Raw genomic sequence first — 18,149 nt, 5'->3', positions numbered from 1 at the left:
AGGAGAGATGTATGAAGGGTTTGCTTGATCTCTTCCGCCAGTTCACCCCTGATGAGCATTTCGATGCCATCAAGATCGGACTGGCTTCCCCCGAGAAAATTCGGTCGTGGTCCTTCGGCGAAGTCAAGAAGCCGGAGACCATCAACTACCGTACGTTCAAGCCGGAGCGTGATGGCCTGTTCTGCGCCAAGATCTTCGGCCCGATCAAGGACTACGAGTGCCTGTGCGGCAAGTACAAGCGCCTGAAGCACCGTGGCGTGATCTGCGAGAAGTGCGGCGTCGAAGTCACCCAGACCAAGGTTCGTCGCGAGCGCATGGGTCACATCGACCTGGCCGCGCCCTGCGCGCACATCTGGTTCCTGAAGTCGCTGCCGTCGCGCCTGGGCCTCGTGCTCGACATGACGCTGCGCGACATCGAGCGCGTGCTCTACTTCGAGGCGTATGTGGTCGTGGACCCGGGCATGACCCCGCTGAAGAAGTTCAGCATCATGTCCGAGGACGACTACGACGCGAAGCGCCAGGAGTTCGGTGACGAGTTCATCGCACTGATGGGCGCCGAGGGCGTGCAGAAGCTGCTCGCCGAGATCGACCTCGACGTCGAGATCGAGCGCCTGCGTGGCGACATGACCGGCTCCGAGCTCAAGGTCAAGAAGAACTCCAAGCGCCTCAAGGTGATGGAGGCCTTCAAGAAGTCGGGCATCAAGCCGCAGTGGATGGTCATGAACGTGCTGCCGGTGCTGCCGCCGGACCTGCGCCCGCTCGTGCCCCTGGACGGCGGCCGCTTCGCGACCTCCGACCTGAACGACCTGTACCGCCGCGTCATCAACCGCAACAACCGCCTGGCCCGCCTGCTCGAACTGAAGGCGCCGGAGATCATCGTGCGCAACGAGAAGCGCATGCTGCAGGAAGCGGTCGACTCGCTGCTGGACAACGGCCGTCGTGGCAAGGCCATGACGGGCGCGAACAAGCGCGCCCTGAAGTCGCTGGCCGACATGATCAAGGGCAAGAGCGGCCGGTTCCGTCAGAACCTGCTGGGCAAGCGCGTGGACTACTCGGGCCGTTCGGTCATCGTGGTGGGCCCGACGCTCAAGCTGCACCAGTGCGGCCTGCCCAAGCTGATGGCGCTCGAGCTGTTCAAGCCGTTCATCTTCTCGCGCCTGGAAGCCATGGGCATCGCCACCACCATCAAGGCGGCGAAGAAGGAAGTGGAATCCGGCACGCCGGTGGTCTGGGACATCCTTGAAGAAGTCATCAAGGAGCACCCGGTCATGCTGAACCGCGCGCCGACGCTGCACCGCCTGGGCATCCAGGCGTTCGAGCCGGTGCTGATCGAAGGCAAGGCGATCCAGCTGCACCCGCTCGTCTGCGCGGCGTTCAACGCCGACTTCGACGGTGACCAGATGGCCGTCCACGTGCCGCTGTCGATCGAAGCGCAGATGGAAGCCCGCACGCTGATGCTGGCCTCCAACAACGTGCTGTTCCCGGCCAACGGCGAACCGTCGATCGTGCCGTCGCAAGACGTGGTGCTGGGTCTGTACTACGCGACCCGCGAACGCATCAACGGCAAGGGCGAAGGCATCATCTTCTCCGACGTCATCGAAGTGCAGCGTGCGCTGGACAACCAGCAAGTCGAGATCACCGCCAAGATCAGCGTGCGCCTGACCGAGTGGACGAAGAACAAGGAAACCGGCGAGTTCACGCCGGAGACCAAGCTCGTCGACACGACCGTCGGCCGTGCCCTGCTGAGCGAGATCCTGCCGAAGGGCCTGCCGTTCTCGAACATCAACAAGGCGCTGAAGAAGAAGGAGATCTCTCGGCTGATCAACACCTCGTTCCGCAAGTGCGGTCTGAAGGAAACGGTCGTGTTCGCCGACAAGCTGCTGCAGTCGGGCTTCCGCCTGGCCACGCGCGCCGGCATCTCCATCGCCATCGACGACATGTTGGTGCCGAAGGAGAAGCACGTCCTGATCGAGCGCGCCGAGAAGGAAGTCAAGGAGATCGAGCAGCAGTACGTCTCGGGTCTCGTGACGGCCGGCGAGCGCTACAACAAGGTGGTGGACATCTGGGGCAAGACCGGCGACGAAGTCGGCAAGGTCATGATGAGCCAGCTGTCCAAGCAGAAGACCACCGACCGCCACGGCAAGCAGGTCGACCAGGAGTCGTTCAACTCCATCTACATGATGGCCGACTCGGGCGCCCGCGGTTCTGCAGCGCAGATCCGTCAGCTCGCCGGCATGCGGGGCCTGATGGCCAAGCCGGACGGCTCGATCATCGAGACGCCGATCACGGCGAACTTCCGTGAAGGCCTGAACGTTCTGCAGTACTTCATCTCGACCCACGGCGCTCGAAAAGGCCTCGCGGACACCGCGCTGAAGACCGCGAACTCCGGCTACCTGACGCGTCGACTGGTCGACGTGACGCAGGACCTGGTGGTGACCGAGGACGACTGCGGCACCCAGAACGGCATGAACATGCGCGCGCTGGTTGAAGGCGGTGAAGTCATCGAGAGCCTGCGCGACCGCATCCTCGGCCGCGTGACGGCCATCGAGGTGCAGCACCCGGAAACGGGTGAGAACCTCCTGCCCCCGGGCAAGCTGCTGGACGAGGACATCCTCGACGACCTCGAGGCCGCTGGCGTCGACGAAGTCAAGGTGCGCACCGCGCTCACCTGCGACACGCGCTTCGGCCTGTGCGGCAAGTGCTATGGCCGCGACCTCGGCCGTGGCGGGCTGGTCAACCGCGGCGAAGCCGTCGGTGTGATCGCCGCGCAGTCGATCGGCGAGCCGGGCACCCAGCTCACGATGCGCACGTTCCACATCGGTGGCGCGGCATCGCGTGCAGCGGTGGCGTCGAGCGTCGACGCCAAGTCGGACGGCATCATCGGCTTCAACGCCACGATGCGCTACGTCACGAACGGCAAGGGCGACCTGGTGGTGATCTCGCGTTCCGGCGAGATCATCGTCTCCGACCCGCACGGCCGTGAGCGCGAGCGCCACAAGGTGCCGTATGGCGCGGTGCTGAACATCAAGGCCGACCAGTCCATCAAGGCCGGCCTGGTGCTCGCCACCTGGGATCCGCTGACCCGCCCGATCATCACCGAGTTCGCCGGCCGTGCCGTCTTCGAGAACGTCGAAGAAGGCCTGACCGTGGCCAAGCAGCTCGACGAAGTGACGGGCCTGTCGACCCTGGTCGTCATCGACTCGAAGCGCCGCGGCGCCTTGAAGGTGGTGCGTCCGCAGGTCAAGCTGCTCGACCCGTCGGGCAGCGAGGTGAAGATTCCCGGCACCGATCACTCGGTGACGATCGGCTTCCCCGTCGGCTCGCTGATCCAGATTCGCGACGGCCAGGACCTGGCCCCGGGTGAAGTGCTTGCACGCATCCCGGTCGAAGGTCAGAAGACCCGTGACATCACCGGCGGTCTGCCGCGAGTGGCCGAACTGTTCGAGGCACGCACGCCGAAGGACAAGGGCACCCTGGCCGAGATGACCGGCACGGTGTCGTTCGGCAAGGAGACCAAGGGCAAGGTTCGCCTGCAGATCACCGATCCGGAAGGCAAGGTCTACGAAGAGCTGGTCGCCAAGGAAAAGAACATCCTGGTGCACGAAGGCCAGGTGGTCAACAAGGGCGAGTCCATCGTCGACGGTCCGGCGGACCCGCAGGACATCCTGCGCCTGCTGGGCATCGAGGAGCTGGCGCGCTACATCGTCGACGAAGTGCAGGACGTCTATCGCCTGCAGGGCGTGAAGATCAACGACAAGCACATCGAGGTGATCGTCCGCCAGATGCTGCGTCGCGTGCAGATCGTCGATCCGGGCGACAGCAGCTACATCGCCAACGAGCAGGTCGAGCGGTCCGAGTTGCTGGACACGAACGACAAGCTCCGCGCCGAGGGCAAGATGATCGCGACCCACAGCGACGTCCTGCTGGGCATCACGAAGGCGTCGCTGTCGACCGACAGCTTCATCTCCGCGGCGTCCTTCCAGGAAACCACCCGCGTGCTCACCGAGGCTGCCATCATGGGCAAGCGCGACGAGCTGCGTGGCCTGAAGGAGAACGTCATCGTCGGCCGACTCATCCCGGCCGGTACCGGCATGGCCTTCCACGACGCCCGCAAGGTCAAGGAAGAACTGGACGACGCCGAGCGCCGTGCGATCTCCGCGGCCGAAGCGGACATCTTCGTGTCGGCCGATGCAATCGATGCGACGTCCGAGACCACCACGGGTGGCGAAGGATCGGCTGAGTAAGTCCGCGCGGCCGTGAGGCCGCCAGACATCAGCAAGGGGCGCTTCGGCGCCCCTTTTTGCTTTTGGGCCATGGGCTTTTGGGTGCTCGCGCCGACCCCGTGCGAAGGTGCAATCGCTGCATTGCGTGAACAGCCTAAACGTGTCTCCTTGCCGCGTGGGGATGGAACTCCACCGGCCGGCAAGGGGAGTGCAGCGCCACGGCGCGACGACCTCGGCCATCGCCGACGCACTCTTCCGGCCAGAAAGTCGAGCCTTGGCTGCCGCGACCTTCGGCGAAGTGCCAGAGCCGACAGATCCGTCGGGGATCGAATAGTTGTTTGCAGATACCCGCAAATAGGTGCTTCTTGAAAGCGGATGCTGCATGCAGCATGTGCGCGCACGAATTCCGTGCGCACAACATTCAAGGGAACGAGATGAAGAACCTAACGTCCTGGATCTTGGCGCTGGCACTTGCCAGTGCCGGCGGTGCCGCGCAGGCGGCCGTCGAGTACGAGGCCAGCCTCAACTTCGTCAACGGCCTTCCCAAGTTGCGCACGGGCAGTCCGGCATGGGATGGCCCGGGCACGCTGGACGGCGCCTGGACAGACCTCGGGGATCCTCATGCCCGAGCGTACGGGCGTGACCAGCTGGGTTACGAACTGGATCCGGGCACCGGCGAAGCCCGGCCGGTGTGGGATGCGTGGCATGGCACCGAAGACCTGCACCGGGCTGCCGGGCCGCTGAACAGCTTGCACGAAGCGCATGGCCGAGCCAACCAGCTGGACCACCGCTCTTCGGCAGGGGCGCATGTCGAGTGGTACAGCATGGCGTCGACCGGGACCATTCACGCACCCGGCGCGGCCGTGGACGCCTCGACGAGCTGGTCGCGCGGCTTCACGTTGGCAGCCAATGCGTCGATGACGTTCTCAGCGCTCGCCGACCTCGGCATCAGCGGAGACGCTGCGCCGCTGGACCGCCAGACCTGGACCGAGCTGGATGCCGGCCGCTCCTTCGCCTCGCTGGTCATGGCCGATGCGGCTGACCGGGTGGGCGCGCGCCTGTCAGCCACCCTGGACGGCATGTTCGGCGATGGCCTGGGCTCCATGTTCAGCTACGCCATCTCGCGTGAGGGCTTGCTGTCCCTGACGCTGACCAACAACACGGCATCGGTCCTCACTGGCACGTTGTCGGCCGGGACGTTCGTGAACGCCTCCTTGATGGCACCCGTCCCCGAGCCCGAGGCGGTGTTGTCGCTGCTGGCAGGCCTGGCCGTGGTGGGTGTTCGCGTACGCCGCCGTCCAGAGGTGCCAGCCCCGGTCTGAGGACGCTGCGTCCAACGCGGCCGCCGGTCATCGCGCCATGTCGCGAAGGCCGGTCGGCGCGTCGCGCCTCAGCCGGTCGCCTCGGAAGCCACCGCCTCGTGCCAGCGCTCCGGCGTGATGAACGACACTCCCAGGCGCGCCGCACGGCGGCCCAGCTTGAGTACCGCACGGTCGCGCGTGATCAGCCACCGGCCCTGATGGAGCGCCAGTTCGATGAACTTCTGGTCGTCCGGGTCCGTGCAGCGCAGCCGGGGGACCAGGGTGGGCAGCGGCGCCTCCACAAGGAGGGCGAGACGGGACCAGGTGCCGTCGATGAATGCAAGGTCTGGCGACCAGGCTCGGGCGACACCGCGGGCGAGGACATGGCGCAGTTCGTCCCGCATCTGCGCAGTCGCGATCCAGCGCAACCGCCGTGATTCGATCGCCTCGACCAACGGCGCACAGCCCGGCTCACGGAAAACGAGCCAATCCATCACGACGTTAGTGTCGATGACGGCGGCTGGCGGGCTTGGGGACTCGGACATGAGAAGCTGCTGCAGGGGCGGACGGCGGGAATGCCGCGGAAAATCGGCCGCGAACTCGCCCTTGCAGGCGTCCGCTGAGGCTGATGGCCCATGGATTCTGCCCGAGACAGAGGCTTTGCTTGCGGCTGGAGAGCACCAGCCATATAATCGCGGGCTTTTCAGCAGTTTTTGCTGCGCTCTTTGTCGGGCGGCTCACCGCAATCGCTTGCGGCCTCGGGCTGGCTACCAGGCTTCCCTGCCTGGCGAAGACTCGGCAAACCTGAAGGAAAGACAGCTCAAGGCGCTCCTGGCCAGCACGAACCCGGTTCGGTGGTCGGTGGCGCAGTGTGACTTCAAACGGGAACAAGTTACCAAATGCCTACCATCAATCAACTCGTGCGTCACGGTCGCGAGACCGAGGTCACGAAGTCCAAATCGCCGGCGCTGCAGGGTGGACCCCAGCGCCGTGGCGTGTGCACCCGCGTGTACACCACGACCCCGAAGAAGCCGAACTCCGCACTCCGCAAGGTGGCCAAGGTTCGTCTGACCAACGGGTTCGAAATCATTTCGTACATCGGCGGTGAAGGCCACAACCTCCAGGAACACAGCGTCGTGCTGGTTCGTGGCGGCCGGGTCAAGGACCTGCCGGGTGTTCGCTACCACATCGTGCGTGGCTCGCTTGACCTGCAAGGCGTGAAAGACCGCAAGCAGTCGCGTTCCAAGTACGGCGCGAAGCGCCCGAAGAAGGCCTGATCTCGAAAGGCCATGGGTTCCTCCGGGATCCCGACTGAGAAGACAATCAAGTTGTCACGGTCTGGCGTCAAGCTGGCTGTGGCGTGTGGCGGGTCCGCAGTGGCCGCCAAGTAAGTGGGCGCCCGGAGCGTGGGTGTCCGCGGTGCAGCGAGTTTCACGCTGCGCCAACTGAAGCTGAAGGAAGAGAAATGCCTCGTCGTCGCGAAGTCCCCAAACGGGAAATCCTGCCTGATCCGAAGTTCGGGTCCGTCGATCTGTCCAAGTTCATGAACGTCATCATGGAATCGGGCAAGAAGGCTGTTGCCGAACGCATCATCTACGGTGCGCTGGAACAGGTCGAAAAGAAGTCCGGCAAGGACCCGCTCGAAATCTTCACGGTCGCGCTGAACAACATCAAGCCGATGGTCGAAGTGAAGTCACGCCGCGTGGGCGGTGCGAACTACCAAGTTCCCGTGGAAGTTCGCCCTGTTCGCCGCGTGGCCCTGGCCATGCGCTGGTTGAAGGAGTCGGCCCGCAAGCGCGGCGAGAAGTCGATGGCCCAGCGTCTGGCCAACGAGCTGCTGGAGGCCGTCGAAGGCCGTGGCGGCGCCATGAAGAAGCGTGATGAGGTGCACCGCATGGCAGAAGCCAACAAGGCGTTCTCCCACTTCCGCTTCTAAATCTTTTAGTCCCGACGCTGCCCGCTCGGCCCTCAAGGCCGTCGGGCGCGTTTCAGTTTCTGGAGTGCCACCATGGCCCGCAAGACCCCCATCGAGCGCTATCGCAACATCGGTATCTCGGCTCACATCGACGCTGGCAAGACCACGACGACCGAGCGAATCCTGTATTACACGGGCGTGAACCACAAGATCGGCGAGGTGCACGATGGCGCCGCGACGATGGACTGGATGGAGCAGGAGCAGGAGCGTGGCATCACGATCACCTCCGCTGCGACCACCTGCTTCTGGAAGGGCATGGAGCTCAACCACCCCGAGCACCGCATCAACATCATCGACACCCCCGGGCACGTTGACTTCACGATTGAAGTCGAGCGCTCGATGCGCGTGCTCGACGGTGCCTGCATGGTCTATTGCGCCGTGGGTGGCGTGCAGCCTCAGTCGGAAACCGTTTGGCGCCAGGCCAACAAGTACAAGGTTCCCCGCCTCGCGTTCGTCAACAAGATGGACCGCACCGGCGCGAACTTCTACAAGGTCTACGAGCAGATGAAGGTCCGCCTGCGCGCGAACCCCGTGCCCGTGGTGCTGCCGATCGGCTCTGAAGAGAACTTCAAGGGCGTGATCGACCTCATCAAGATGAAGGCGATCATCTGGGACGAAGCCTCGCAAGGCATGAAGTTCAACTACGAGGACATCCCTGCCGAGCTGCAGGCCGATGCCGTGAAGTGGCGCGAGAACCTCATCGAAGCTGCGGCCGAGTCCAGCGAAGAGATGATGAACAAGTACCTCGAGTCGGGCGAGCTGTCCGAAGACGAGATCAAGAAGGGCATCCGCCAGCGCACGATCGCCGCCGAGATCCAGCCGATGTTCTGCGGCACCGCCTTCAAGAACAAGGGCGTGCAGCGCATGCTCGACGGCGTGATCGACTTCATGCCCTCGCCGGTGGACATTCCCCCGGTTCCGGGTACCGACGAAGACGAGAAGGAAGTCACCCGCAAGGCGTCCGACGACGAGAAGTTCGCCGCGCTGGCCTTCAAGCTGATGACCGACCCGTACGTCGGTCAGCTGACGTTCGTGCGCGTCTATTCGGGCGTGCTGAAGTCGGGCGACTCGGTCTACAACCCGATCCGCGGCAAGAAGGAGCGCATCGGCCGGATCCTGCAGATGCACGCCAACCAGCGTGAGGAAATCAAGGAAATTCTGGCCGGTGACATCGCCGCCTGCGTGGGCCTGAAGGAAGTGACCACGGGCGAAACCCTGTGCGATCCGGAAGCCATCATCACGCTCGAGAAGATGATCTTCCCGGAGCCGGTGATCTCCCAGGCTGTCGAGCCGAAGACCAAGGCTGACCAGGAAAAGATGGGCATCGCCCTCGGCCGTCTGGCCCAGGAAGACCCGTCCTTCCGCGTGCGGACCGACGAGGAATCCGGCCAGACCATCATCTCGGGCATGGGCGAGCTCCACCTCGAGATCATCGTCGACCGCATGAAGCGCGAGTTCGGTGTGGAAGCCAACGTCGGCAAGCCGCAGGTGGCGTACCGCGAGACCATCCGCAAGCCGGTCTCCGACGTCGAAGGCAAGTTCGTTCGCCAGTCGGGCGGCAAGGGCCAGTACGGTCACGTCGTTCTCAAGATCGAGCCGCAGGAGCCGGGCAAGGGCTTCGAGTTCGTCGACGCCATCAAGGGCGGTGTCGTGCCGCGTGAATTCATTCCCGCGGTCAAGAAGGGCGTGGAAGACAGCCTGCCGAACGGCGTGCTGGCCGGCTACCCGGTGGTCGACGTGAAGGTCACGCTGACCTTCGGTTCGTACCACGAAGTCGACTCGAACGAAAACGCGTTCAAGATGGCCGCCTCGCTGGGCTTCAAGGACGGCTGCCGCAAGGCTTCGCCGGTGATGCTCGAGCCGATGATGGCCGTCGAGGTCGAGACGCCGGAAGACTACGCCGGCAACGTGATGGGCGACCTGTCGTCCCGTCGCGGCATGGTGCAGGGCATGGACGACATGCCCGGCGGCGGCAAGTCGATCAAGGCCGAGGTTCCGCTGTCGGAAATGTTCGGCTACTCGACGACCCTGCGCTCCATGTCGCAAGGTCGTGCCACGTACACGATGGAGTTCAAGCACTACGCTGAAGCTCCGAAGAACGTGGTCGACGCGATCATCACGGCACGCGGCAAGTGATTTCCGGAGGGCACCCGGCTGACGCCGGGCGTCCTCCGCGTGTGAGACAACGCTAGACAAGCCGGTCTTCGGCAAGGTGCCTTTCGCTGCCAGTGGCGATCGAATCAACGCCCTGTCGGAGACCTTAAACCTCGCACTGGCAATGCTCTTTATCTGGAGATTCTGAAATGGCAAAAGGCAAATTCGAACGGACCAAGCCCCACGTGAACGTGGGCACGATCGGTCACGTGGACCATGGCAAGACGACGCTGACGGCGGCGATCACGACGGTGCTGTCGACCAAGTTCGGCGGCGAAGCCAAGGCGTACGACCAGATCGACGCGGCACCTGAAGAGAAGGCCCGCGGCATCACGATCAACACCGCGCACGTCGAGTACGAGACGGCCAACCGCCACTACGCACACGTCGACTGCCCGGGGCACGCCGACTATGTGAAGAACATGATCACGGGTGCTGCGCAGATGGACGGCGCGATCCTGGTGTGCTCGGCCGCTGACGGCCCGATGCCCCAGACCCGCGAGCACATCCTGCTGGCCCGCCAGGTGGGCGTGCCTTACATCATCGTGTTCCTGAACAAGTGCGACATGGTCGACGACGCCGAGCTGCTCGAGCTGGTCGAAATGGAAGTGCGCGAGCTGCTGGACAAGTACGACTTCCCCGGCGACGACACCCCGATCATCAAGGGTTCGGCCAAGCTGGCGATGGAAGGCGACAAGGGCGAGCTGGGCGAAGGCGCGATCCTGAAGCTGGCCGAAGCCCTGGACAGCTACATCCCGACGCCTGAGCGTGCCGTTGACGGCGCGTTCCTGATGCCGGTGGAAGACGTGTTCTCGATCTCGGGTCGTGGCACGGTGGTGACCGGTCGCGTCGAGCGCGGCATCATCAAGGTCGGCGAGGAAATCGAGATCGTCGGTATCCGCGACACCCAGAAGACGACCTGCACGGGCGTGGAGATGTTCCGCAAGCTGCTGGACCAGGGCCAGGCTGGCGACAACGTCGGCATTCTGCTGCGCGGCACCAAGCGTGAAGACGTCGAGCGCGGCCAAGTGCTGTGCAAGCCGGGCAGCGTGAAGCCGCACACCCACTTCACGGCCGAGATCTACGTGCTGAGCAAGGAAGAGGGTGGCCGTCACACGCCGTTCTTCAACAACTACCGTCCGCAGTTCTACTTCCGCACGACCGACGTGACGGGCGCAGTGGAGCTGCCGGCCGACAAGGAAATGGTCATGCCTGGCGACAACGTCAGCATCACCGTGAAGCTGATCAACCCGATCGCGATGGAAGAAGGCCTGCGCTTCGCCATCCGTGAAGGTGGCCGCACCGTCGGCGCCGGCGTGGTTGCCAAGATCCTCGCCTGATTCACTTTGTGTGATGGGGCCATGCGGGCGGCACAGCCGCCGGCATGGCCATCTCATCGCGGCCCGGAAGGTTCGGGGCCGCAACGCTCTTTAAGGAAACATCATGCAAAAGCAAAAGATCCGCATCCGCCTCAAGGCGTTCGACTACAAGCTGATCGACCAGTCCGCACTCGAGATCGTCGACACCGCCAAGCGCACCGGCGCCATCGTGCGTGGTCCCGTGCCCCTGCCGACCCGCATGCAGCGTTTCGACATCCTGCGTTCGCCGCACGTCAACAAGACCTCGCGTGACCAGTTCGAGATCCGCACCCACCAGCGTCTGATGGACATCGTGGACCCGACCGACAAGACGGTCGACGCCCTGATGAAGCTCGACCTGCCGGCCGGCGTCGACGTCGAGATCAAGCTGCAGTAAGCCCTGTGGCTTGAGTGGGCGGGCGAGGCGCATTGCAAAGCGCGCTTCATCTGCTACACTCGCAGGCTTTTCCGCAATCCACGGGCGAAAGTCCATGGGTTGCGAAATCATTTGGCGGGTCCCCAAAGGCCACGCCATCCAGTCAGCCCGACCAATCGATGTCGGGTATGTGAAACAAAGGCTCCGCAAGGGGCTGGAGAAAAACCATGAGTCTTAGCAATCGTCTCGGATTGCTGGGCCGCAAGGTGGGCATGATGCGCATCTTCACGGACGACGGCGATGCCGTGCCCGTGACCGTGCTCGACGTGTCCAACAACCGCGTGACCCAGGTCAAAACCGCAGAGACCGACGGCTACGTCGCCGTCCAGGTGGCGTTCGGTGCCCGCAAAGCATCCCGCGTCACCAAGCCTGAAGCCGGTCACCTGGCCAAGGCAGGTGTCGAAGCCGGCGAACTCCTCAAGGAGTTCCGCGTCGCTGCCGATGTCGCCGCAGGCTTCAAGCCCGGCGCCCAAATCCCCGTGACCACGTTCGCCGTGGGCCAGCTCGTCGACGTGCAAGGCACCTCGATCGGCAAGGGCTTCACCGGCACGATCAAGCGCCACAACTTCGGCTCGCAGCGCGCGTCGCACGGCAACAGCCGTTCGCACAACGTGCCGGGCTCGATCTCGATGGCCCAGGATCCGGGTCGCGTGTTCCCCGGCAAGAAGATGTCGGGTCACCGTGGCGACGTCACCAAGACCATCCAGAACCTCGACATCGTCCGCATCGACGAAGCCCGCCAGCTGCTGCTGGTGCGCGGCGCCGTGCCGGGTGCCAAGAACGGCCACGTGGTCGTCAGCCCCGCGGTGAAGGTCAAGGCCAAGAAAGAAGGAGCCAACTGATGCAGCTCGAGCTCCTGAACGAACAGGGTCAGGCTTCGTCGAAGGTCGACGCGCCGGACACCGTCTTCGGCCGTGACTACAACGAAGCCCTGGTTCACCAGGTCGTGGTCGCCTACCAGGCGAATGCCCGTCAAGGCACCCGCGCCCAGAAGGACCGTGAACAGGTCAAGCACACCACGAAGAAGCCGTGGCGCCAGAAGGGCACCGGCCGCGCTCGTGCCGGTATGACCTCGTCGCCGCTGTGGCGTGGGGGTGGTCGGATTTTCCCGAACATGCCCGACGAGAACTTCACGCAGAAGGTCAACAAGAAGATGTACCGCGCCGGCATGGCCGCCATCTTCTCGCAGCTCGCCCGCGAAGGCCGTCTGGCCGTGGTGGACTCGCTGACCGTCGACGCCCCGAAGACCAAGCTGCTGGCCGCCAAGTTCAAGGCCATGGGCCTGGACTCGGTGCTGGTGATCGCCGACCAGCTCGACGACAACCTGCTGCTGGCCTCGCGCAACCTGGCCAACGTGCTGGTCGTCGAGCCGCGCTATGCCGATCCGCTGTCGCTCGTGCACTACAAGAAGGTGCTGGTGACCAAGGGTGCGATCGAGCAACTCAAGGAGATGCTGGGATGAGCACCGTCAAGCATGATGAGGGCCGTCTGGCCCAGGTGCTGGTGGCACCGATCGTTTCCGAGAAAGCCACTTCCATCGCCGAAAAGAACAACCAGGTGTTGTTCAAGGTTCTGCGCGACGCGACCAAGCCTGAGATCAAGGCCGCCGTTGAACTCCTGTTCAAGGTTGAAGTCGAGTCCGTCCAGACCGTCGTGCAAAAGGGCAAGGTCAAGCGCTTCGGTCGTTCCATCGGCCGCCGCGACCACGTCAAGAAGGCGTACGTGTCGCTGAAGGCTGGCCAGGAGCTCAACTTCTCCGGGGAGGCCGCGTAATGGCCGTCATCAAAGTCAAACCGACGTCGCCCGGCCGCCGTGCCGTGGTGAAGGTGGTGCACAAGCACCTGCACAAGGGCAAGCCTGAAGCGTCGCTGCTGGAGCCGCAGTTCCAGCACGCTGGCCGTAACAACAACGGTCACATCACGATTCGCCACAAGGGCGGTGGTCACAAGCACCACTACCGTGTCGTCGACTTCGTGCGCAACAAGGATGGCATTCCCGCGAAGGTCGAGCGCATCGAGTACGACCCGAACCGTACGGCCCACATCGCGCTGGTGTGCTATGCCGACGGCGAGCGTCGCTACATCATCGCCCCGCGCGGCCTGGAAGTGGGTTCCACCGTGCTGAGCGGCGCTGAAGCGCCGATCAAGGCCGGCAACACGCTGCCGATCCGCAACATTCCGGTGGGCTCGATCATCCACTGCATCGAGCTGCTGCCTGGCAAGGGTGCCCAGATCGCGCGTTCGGCGGGCACGTCGACCACGCTGCTGGCCCGTGAAGGCACGTACGCCCAGGTTCGCCTGCGCTCGGGTGAGGTGCGTCGCATCCACATCGACTGCCGCGCGACCATCGGTGAAGTGTCGAACGAAGAGCACAGCCTGCGCCAGTACGGCAAGGCTGGTGCCATCCGCTGGAAGGGCATCCGTCCGACGGTCCGTGGCGTCGCCATGAACCCGGTGGATCACCCGCACGGTGGTGGTGAAGGTCGTACCGGCGAGGGCCAGGCGCCTGTGTCGCCGTGGAACACCCTCACCAAGGGCTACCGCACTCGCAACAACAAGCGCACGCAGACGTTCATCGTTTCGCGTCGCAAGAAGTAAGGGGCCGCCACAATGACCCGTTCGCTCAAAAAAGGTCCGTTCGTCGACCACCACCTTCAGGCCAAGGTCGAGAAGGCTGTCGCCACGAAGGACAAGAAGCCGATCAAGACCTGGTCGCGCCGTTCGACCATCCTTCCCGATTTCATCGGTGTGACGATTGCCGTGCACAACGGCAAGCAACACGTGCCGGTGTACGTCACCGACCAGATGGTCGGCCACAAGCTCGGTGAATTTGCGCTGACCCGCACGTTCAAGGGGCACCCGGCCGACAAGAAGGCGAAGAAATAAGGAATGACGATGGAAACCCGTTCAATCGTTCGCGGTGTCCGCCTGTCTGCCGACAAGGGTCGGCTGGTGGCTGACCTCATCCGCGGCAAGAAGGTGGACCAGGCCCTCAACATCCTGGAATTCACCCAAAAGAAGGCTGCCGGCATCATCAAGAAGGCTCTGGAGTCCGCAATCGCGAACGCCGAGCACAACGACGGTGCTGACATCGACGAGCTCTCGGTCAAGACGATCTTTGTCGAGCAAGGCGCAACGCTGAAGCGTTTCTCCGCTCGCGCAAAGGGCCGTGGCAACCGCATCAGCAAGCCGACCGCCCACATCTACATCACCGTCGGCAACTGAGGCGCATAGCACCATGGGACAAAAGATTCACCCTACCGGGTTCCGTCTGCCGGTGACGCGCAATTGGGCGTCGCGCTGGTATGCGTCGAACGCCAACTTCGCCACCATGCTGGCCGAAGACCTGAAGGTCCGTGAGTACCTGAAGGCCAAGCTCAAGAGCGCAGCCGTCTCGCGCATCCTGATCGAGCGTCCTGCCAAGAACGCCCGCATCACGATCTTCTCGGCTCGTCCGGGCGTCGTGATCGGCAAGAAGGGCGAGGACATCGAGAACCTCAAGGCCGAACTGACGCGCCGCCTCGGCGTGCCGGTCGCTGTCAACATCGAAGAAGTGCGCAAGCCTGAAGTCGATGCACAGCTGATCGCCGACAGCATCACGCAGCAGCTGGAAAAGCGCATCATGTTCCGCCGCGCCATGAAGCGCGCCATGCAGAACGCGATGCGCCTGGGCGCCCAAGGCATCAAGCTGATGTCGTCGGGTCGCCTGAACGGCATCGAGATCGCCCGTTGCGAGTGGTATCGCGAAGGTCGCGTGCCCCTTCACACCCTGAAGGCCGACATCGACTATGGCTTCTCCGAAGCCAAGACGACCTACGGCATCATCGGCGTGAAGTGCTGGGTCTACCGCGGTGACCGCCTTGCCAACGGCGAATCGCCCGGCATCGTGACCCCGCCGGGAGCCGAGGAAGATCGCCGCCCGCGCCGCAACGCGCGTCCTGGCGAGCGCCCGGGTGCTCCGGGTGGCCGTGGCCGCCCTGGTGGTGACCGTGGTCCGCGTGGCGCCGAAGGTGCCGCCCCCGCCGCAGCCGCCGACGGCGCGAAGACCGCCGCCGTGAAGCGCGTGCGCAAGGCCCCGGGCCCTGACGCCGCGGCTCCGGCCGGCGAAGGCAAAGGAGAATAAGCATGCTGCAACCCGCACGCAGAAAATTCCGCAAGGAACAAAAGGGCCGTAACACCGGCGTCGCCACCCGTGGCGCCGCGGTGTCCTTCGGCGACTTCGGCCTCAAGGCCACCGAGCGCGGTCGCATCACCGCGCGCCAGATCGAAGCGGCTCGCCGCGCGATCTCGCGTCACGTGAAGCGTGGCGGCCGCATCTGGATCCGCATCTTCCCGGACAAGCCCATCTCGCAGAAGCCCGCCGAAGTCCGGATGGGTAACGGCAAGGGCAACCCCGAGTACTACGTGGCTGAGATTCAGCCGGGCAAGGTGCTCTACGAAATCAACGGCGTGCCTGAAGAGCTGGCTCGTGAGGCGTTCAAGCTGGCTTCGGCCAAGCTGCCGCTGAGCACGGTCTTCGTGTCCCGCCAGGTGGGCGCTTGAGCCCAACCGGAGAAAGACATGAAAGCATCTGAACTTCGCGCCAAGGACGTCGCCGGCCTTGAAAAGGAAGTGGCGGATCTGCTCAAGGCCCATTTCGGGCTGCGCATGCAGAAGGCCACCCAGCAGTTGACCAACCACACCACGTTGGGCAACACCCGTCGCGACATCGCGCGTGCCAAGACCATCCTGGCCCAGAAGAAGAAGGAGGCCGCGAAATGAATGCCACGCAAGCCACTGAGAAAAACACCCGGACGCTCGTCGGCCGCGTGGTCAGCGACAAGCGCAGCAAGACCATCACGGTCCTGATCGAGCGTCGCACCAAGCACGAGCTCTACGGCAAGATCGTTGCCAAGACGAGCAAGTACCACGCGCACGACGAAAAGGGCGAGTACAAGATGGGCGACGTGGTCGAGATCTCGGAGTGCCGTCCGATTTCCAAGACCAAGGCCTGGACGGTCACCCGCCTGGTGGAGAAGGCCCGCGAGGTCTGAGCTCCACGCGTCTGCGGGAATGCCCCGTCGGGGCTTTCCGCGGAAGCGGCATGATGACGGTCGGTTGCCGAAGTTCGGCACCCGGCCGTTTTTTCATTTCACGAAGGAGGTCGCATGCTGAAGGTTGGTGACAAGCTGCCCACGGGCAGTCTGCAGGAGTTCATCGAGGTCGAAGGGGGCGGCTGCTCCCTGGGACCCAACAGTTTTGACATCGAGACGGCGAGCGCGGGCAAGACGATCGCCATCTTTGCCCTCCCCGGGGCGTTCACTCCCACCTGCTCCGCGCAGCATGTGCCGGGTTATGTGCGTCGTGCCGCCGAGCTGAAGGCTGCAGGGGTCGATGAAGTGTGGTGCGTCTCTGTCAATGACGCCTTCGTCATGGGTGCCTGGGGTCGCGAGCAGAAGACCGCCGGCGCGGTCCGCATGATGGCCGACGGGAGCGCCGACTTCACTCGCGCCACCGGTTTGACACTCGACCTCACCGCGCGTGGCATGGGCCTGCGCTCGCAGCGCTATTCCATGCTCGTACGTGACGGAGTGGTGTGCGCACTGAATGTCGAGGCGCCGGGCAAGTTCGAGGTGTCCGACGCCGACACCCTGCTTCAGCAGGCGCAAGCCCTCCGGGGATGAGTCGTCGCGAGGACGATCCGCCGGCCAGGCGGGTGGTCCTTGCGAAACTTCTCAATAGGTGGTTGACATCGCCGCCCAGGCGTTGCACAATCTAAAGCTTCGCCGAATTTCTGGCTGCATCAGTCGGGCTGCAACACCGGTCCCGCGCACGGTGCATGTCCGGAGTCGGCTCCGCCCAAACAGTGATCCTCCTCGAGGTGATCTGACGGGCCCAAGACTGATCGCAGCGGCTTTCATGGTGGTCATGAAAGCGTTTGTGGCCAAGTTGGGGACTGAACATGATTCAAATGCAATCGCGGCTTGACGTCGCGGACAACACTGGTGCGAAGTCCGTCATGTGCATCAAGGTGCTCGGCGGTTCCAAGCGTCGTTACGCCGGTATTGGCGACGTCATCAAGGTCAGCATCAAAGAAGCTGCCCCGCGTGGTCGCGTCAAGAAGGGCGAAATCTACAGCGCCGTGGTCGTGCGCACTGCCAAGGGCGTGCGTCGTCAAGATGGGTCGCTGGTGAAGTTCGACGGCAACGCCGCCGTGCTGCTCAACGCCAAGCTCGAACCCATCGGCACCCGCATCTTCGGCCCGGTCACGCGTGAACTGCGTACCGAGCGCTTCATGAAGATCGTGTCGCTGGCCCCCGAGGTTCTCTAATTCGCCGGGCCTACAGGTCAGCATCGAGCCGGTTGAAGGACAGCTTATGAACAAGATTCGCAAAGGCGACCAAGTCATCGTGTTGACAGGTCGCGACAAGGGCAAGCGTGGCGCAGTCGTGCAACGCGTCGACGAGGATCGCATCGTCGTCGAGGGCGTGAACGTCGTGAAGAAGCACGTCAAGCCGAACCCCATGAAGGGCACGACCGGTGGCGTCGTCGACAAGACCTTGTCGATCCATCAGTCCAACGTCGCCATCTACAACCCGGCGACCGGCAAGGCCGATCGCGTCGGATTCAAGTTGCTGAGCGACGCCGACCAGCAGTCCCGCAAGACGAAGGAGAAGGCGGTTCGCGTCTTCAAGTCGAGCGGCGAAGAAATCAAGGCATAAGA

The 18,149-nt window shown here is 63.8% G+C and carries 21 protein-coding genes; 20 read left to right on the top strand and 1 reads right to left on the bottom strand.

Features of this window, described 5'->3' with window-relative positions:
- Window positions 1–11: 11 nt before the first annotated feature.
- Window positions 12–4,244, top strand: coding sequence for a DNA-directed RNA polymerase subunit beta' (gene rpoC / locus ACSQ2F_RS18450; protein WP_436025474.1), 4,233 nt, complete (start codon window positions 12–14; stop codon window positions 4,242–4,244).
- 413 nt (window positions 4,245–4,657) lie between these two features.
- Entirely contained in the window at window positions 4,658–5,545 is an 888-nt protein-coding gene (locus tag ACSQ2F_RS18445) for a PEP-CTERM sorting domain-containing protein (RefSeq protein ID WP_436025472.1), read from the top strand.
- A 68-nt stretch (window positions 5,546–5,613) separates the two neighbouring features.
- Here ACSQ2F_RS18445 and ACSQ2F_RS18440 read toward each other — a convergent pair whose 3' ends face one another.
- The gene (locus ACSQ2F_RS18440; RefSeq protein WP_436025470.1) at window positions 5,614–6,069 is read right to left on the bottom strand and encodes a PIN domain-containing protein; all 456 of its coding nucleotides are present in this window, start codon (window positions 6,067–6,069) and stop codon (window positions 5,614–5,616) included.
- Between the two features lie 354 nt (window positions 6,070–6,423).
- On the opposite strand from ACSQ2F_RS18440, the gene rpsL reads away from it, so the two are divergent.
- The 18 genes from rpsL (at window position 6,424) to rplX (ending at window position 18,147) form a co-directional block, all read left to right on the top strand.
- Window positions 6,424–6,801, top strand: coding sequence for a 30S ribosomal protein S12 (gene rpsL / locus ACSQ2F_RS18435; protein WP_056669625.1), 378 nt, complete (start codon window positions 6,424–6,426; stop codon window positions 6,799–6,801).
- A gap of 188 nt (window positions 6,802–6,989) precedes the next feature.
- Window positions 6,990–7,460 (top strand): 30S ribosomal protein S7, encoded by a 471-nt coding sequence (gene rpsG, locus ACSQ2F_RS18430; RefSeq protein ID WP_025495256.1) that lies wholly within the window; start codon window positions 6,990–6,992, stop codon window positions 7,458–7,460.
- Window positions 7,461–7,532: 72 nt separating this feature from the next.
- The gene (fusA, locus tag ACSQ2F_RS18425) at window positions 7,533–9,635 is read left to right on the top strand and encodes an elongation factor G (RefSeq protein WP_436025467.1); all 2,103 of its coding nucleotides are present in this window, start codon (window positions 7,533–7,535) and stop codon (window positions 9,633–9,635) included.
- A gap of 167 nt (window positions 9,636–9,802) precedes the next feature.
- On the top strand, window positions 9,803–10,993 hold the full coding sequence (gene tuf, locus ACSQ2F_RS18420) for an elongation factor Tu (RefSeq protein ID WP_436025465.1): 1,191 nt from the start codon (window positions 9,803–9,805) through the stop codon (window positions 10,991–10,993).
- A 103-nt stretch (window positions 10,994–11,096) separates the two neighbouring features.
- On the top strand, window positions 11,097–11,408 hold the full coding sequence (gene rpsJ, locus ACSQ2F_RS18415; RefSeq protein ID WP_046110754.1) for a 30S ribosomal protein S10: 312 nt from the start codon (window positions 11,097–11,099) through the stop codon (window positions 11,406–11,408).
- A 206-nt stretch (window positions 11,409–11,614) separates the two neighbouring features.
- On the top strand, window positions 11,615–12,289 hold the full coding sequence (gene rplC, locus ACSQ2F_RS18410; RefSeq protein ID WP_436025463.1) for a 50S ribosomal protein L3: 675 nt from the start codon (window positions 11,615–11,617) through the stop codon (window positions 12,287–12,289).
- Window positions 12,289–12,909 carry a 50S ribosomal protein L4 gene (rplD, locus tag ACSQ2F_RS18405; protein ID WP_436025461.1) on the top strand — a complete coding sequence of 207 codons (621 nt, stop codon included), beginning with the start codon at window positions 12,289–12,291 and terminating at the stop codon, window positions 12,907–12,909. The genes rplC and rplD overlap by 1 nt, the downstream gene beginning before the upstream one ends.
- A complete protein-coding gene (gene rplW / locus ACSQ2F_RS18400) occupies window positions 12,906–13,220 on the top strand; it encodes a 50S ribosomal protein L23 (RefSeq protein WP_436025459.1) in 315 nt (104 codons plus the stop codon). The genes rplD and rplW overlap by 4 nt, the downstream gene beginning before the upstream one ends.
- Entirely contained in the window at window positions 13,220–14,044 is an 825-nt protein-coding gene (gene rplB / locus ACSQ2F_RS18395) for a 50S ribosomal protein L2 (protein ID WP_436025457.1), read from the top strand. Before rplW ends, rplB begins: the two co-directional genes overlap by 1 nt.
- A gap of 12 nt (window positions 14,045–14,056) precedes the next feature.
- Window positions 14,057–14,332: a 30S ribosomal protein S19 gene (rpsS, locus tag ACSQ2F_RS18390; protein WP_085749135.1), complete on the top strand. Its 276-nt coding sequence runs from the start codon at window positions 14,057–14,059 to the stop codon at window positions 14,330–14,332.
- Between the two features lie 9 nt (window positions 14,333–14,341).
- The gene (gene rplV, locus ACSQ2F_RS18385) at window positions 14,342–14,671 is read left to right on the top strand and encodes a 50S ribosomal protein L22 (RefSeq protein ID WP_436025454.1); all 330 of its coding nucleotides are present in this window, start codon (window positions 14,342–14,344) and stop codon (window positions 14,669–14,671) included.
- A gap of 13 nt (window positions 14,672–14,684) precedes the next feature.
- Entirely contained in the window at window positions 14,685–15,569 is an 885-nt protein-coding gene (gene rpsC, locus ACSQ2F_RS18380; protein WP_436025452.1) for a 30S ribosomal protein S3, read from the top strand.
- 2 nt (window positions 15,570–15,571) lie between these two features.
- Window positions 15,572–15,988, top strand: coding sequence for a 50S ribosomal protein L16 (gene rplP / locus ACSQ2F_RS18375; protein ID WP_436025450.1), 417 nt, complete (start codon window positions 15,572–15,574; stop codon window positions 15,986–15,988).
- An 18-nt stretch (window positions 15,989–16,006) separates the two neighbouring features.
- Window positions 16,007–16,207 (top strand): 50S ribosomal protein L29, encoded by a 201-nt coding sequence (rpmC, locus tag ACSQ2F_RS18370; RefSeq protein ID WP_056668511.1) that lies wholly within the window; start codon window positions 16,007–16,009, stop codon window positions 16,205–16,207.
- A complete protein-coding gene (gene rpsQ / locus ACSQ2F_RS18365; protein WP_436025447.1) occupies window positions 16,204–16,479 on the top strand; it encodes a 30S ribosomal protein S17 in 276 nt (91 codons plus the stop codon). Before rpmC ends, rpsQ begins: the two co-directional genes overlap by 4 nt.
- A 114-nt stretch (window positions 16,480–16,593) precedes the next feature.
- The gene (locus tag ACSQ2F_RS18360; RefSeq protein ID WP_436025445.1) at window positions 16,594–17,109 is read left to right on the top strand and encodes a peroxiredoxin; all 516 of its coding nucleotides are present in this window, start codon (window positions 16,594–16,596) and stop codon (window positions 17,107–17,109) included.
- A 278-nt stretch (window positions 17,110–17,387) separates the two neighbouring features.
- The gene (rplN, locus tag ACSQ2F_RS18355) at window positions 17,388–17,756 is read left to right on the top strand and encodes a 50S ribosomal protein L14 (RefSeq protein ID WP_056668504.1); all 369 of its coding nucleotides are present in this window, start codon (window positions 17,388–17,390) and stop codon (window positions 17,754–17,756) included.
- A gap of 46 nt (window positions 17,757–17,802) precedes the next feature.
- Window positions 17,803–18,147 (top strand): 50S ribosomal protein L24, encoded by a 345-nt coding sequence (gene rplX / locus ACSQ2F_RS18350; RefSeq protein WP_056668501.1) that lies wholly within the window; start codon window positions 17,803–17,805, stop codon window positions 18,145–18,147.
- The last annotated feature ends 2 nt before the right edge of the window (window positions 18,148–18,149 follow it).

It is taken from the genome of Rhizobacter sp. LjRoot28 (assembly GCF_964253025.1).
Lineage (GTDB): Bacteria > Pseudomonadota > Gammaproteobacteria > Burkholderiales > Burkholderiaceae_C > Rhizobacter.
The sequence above is the reverse complement of the archived record's forward strand: the minus strand, read 5'-3'. Positions and strand labels throughout refer to the sequence as shown.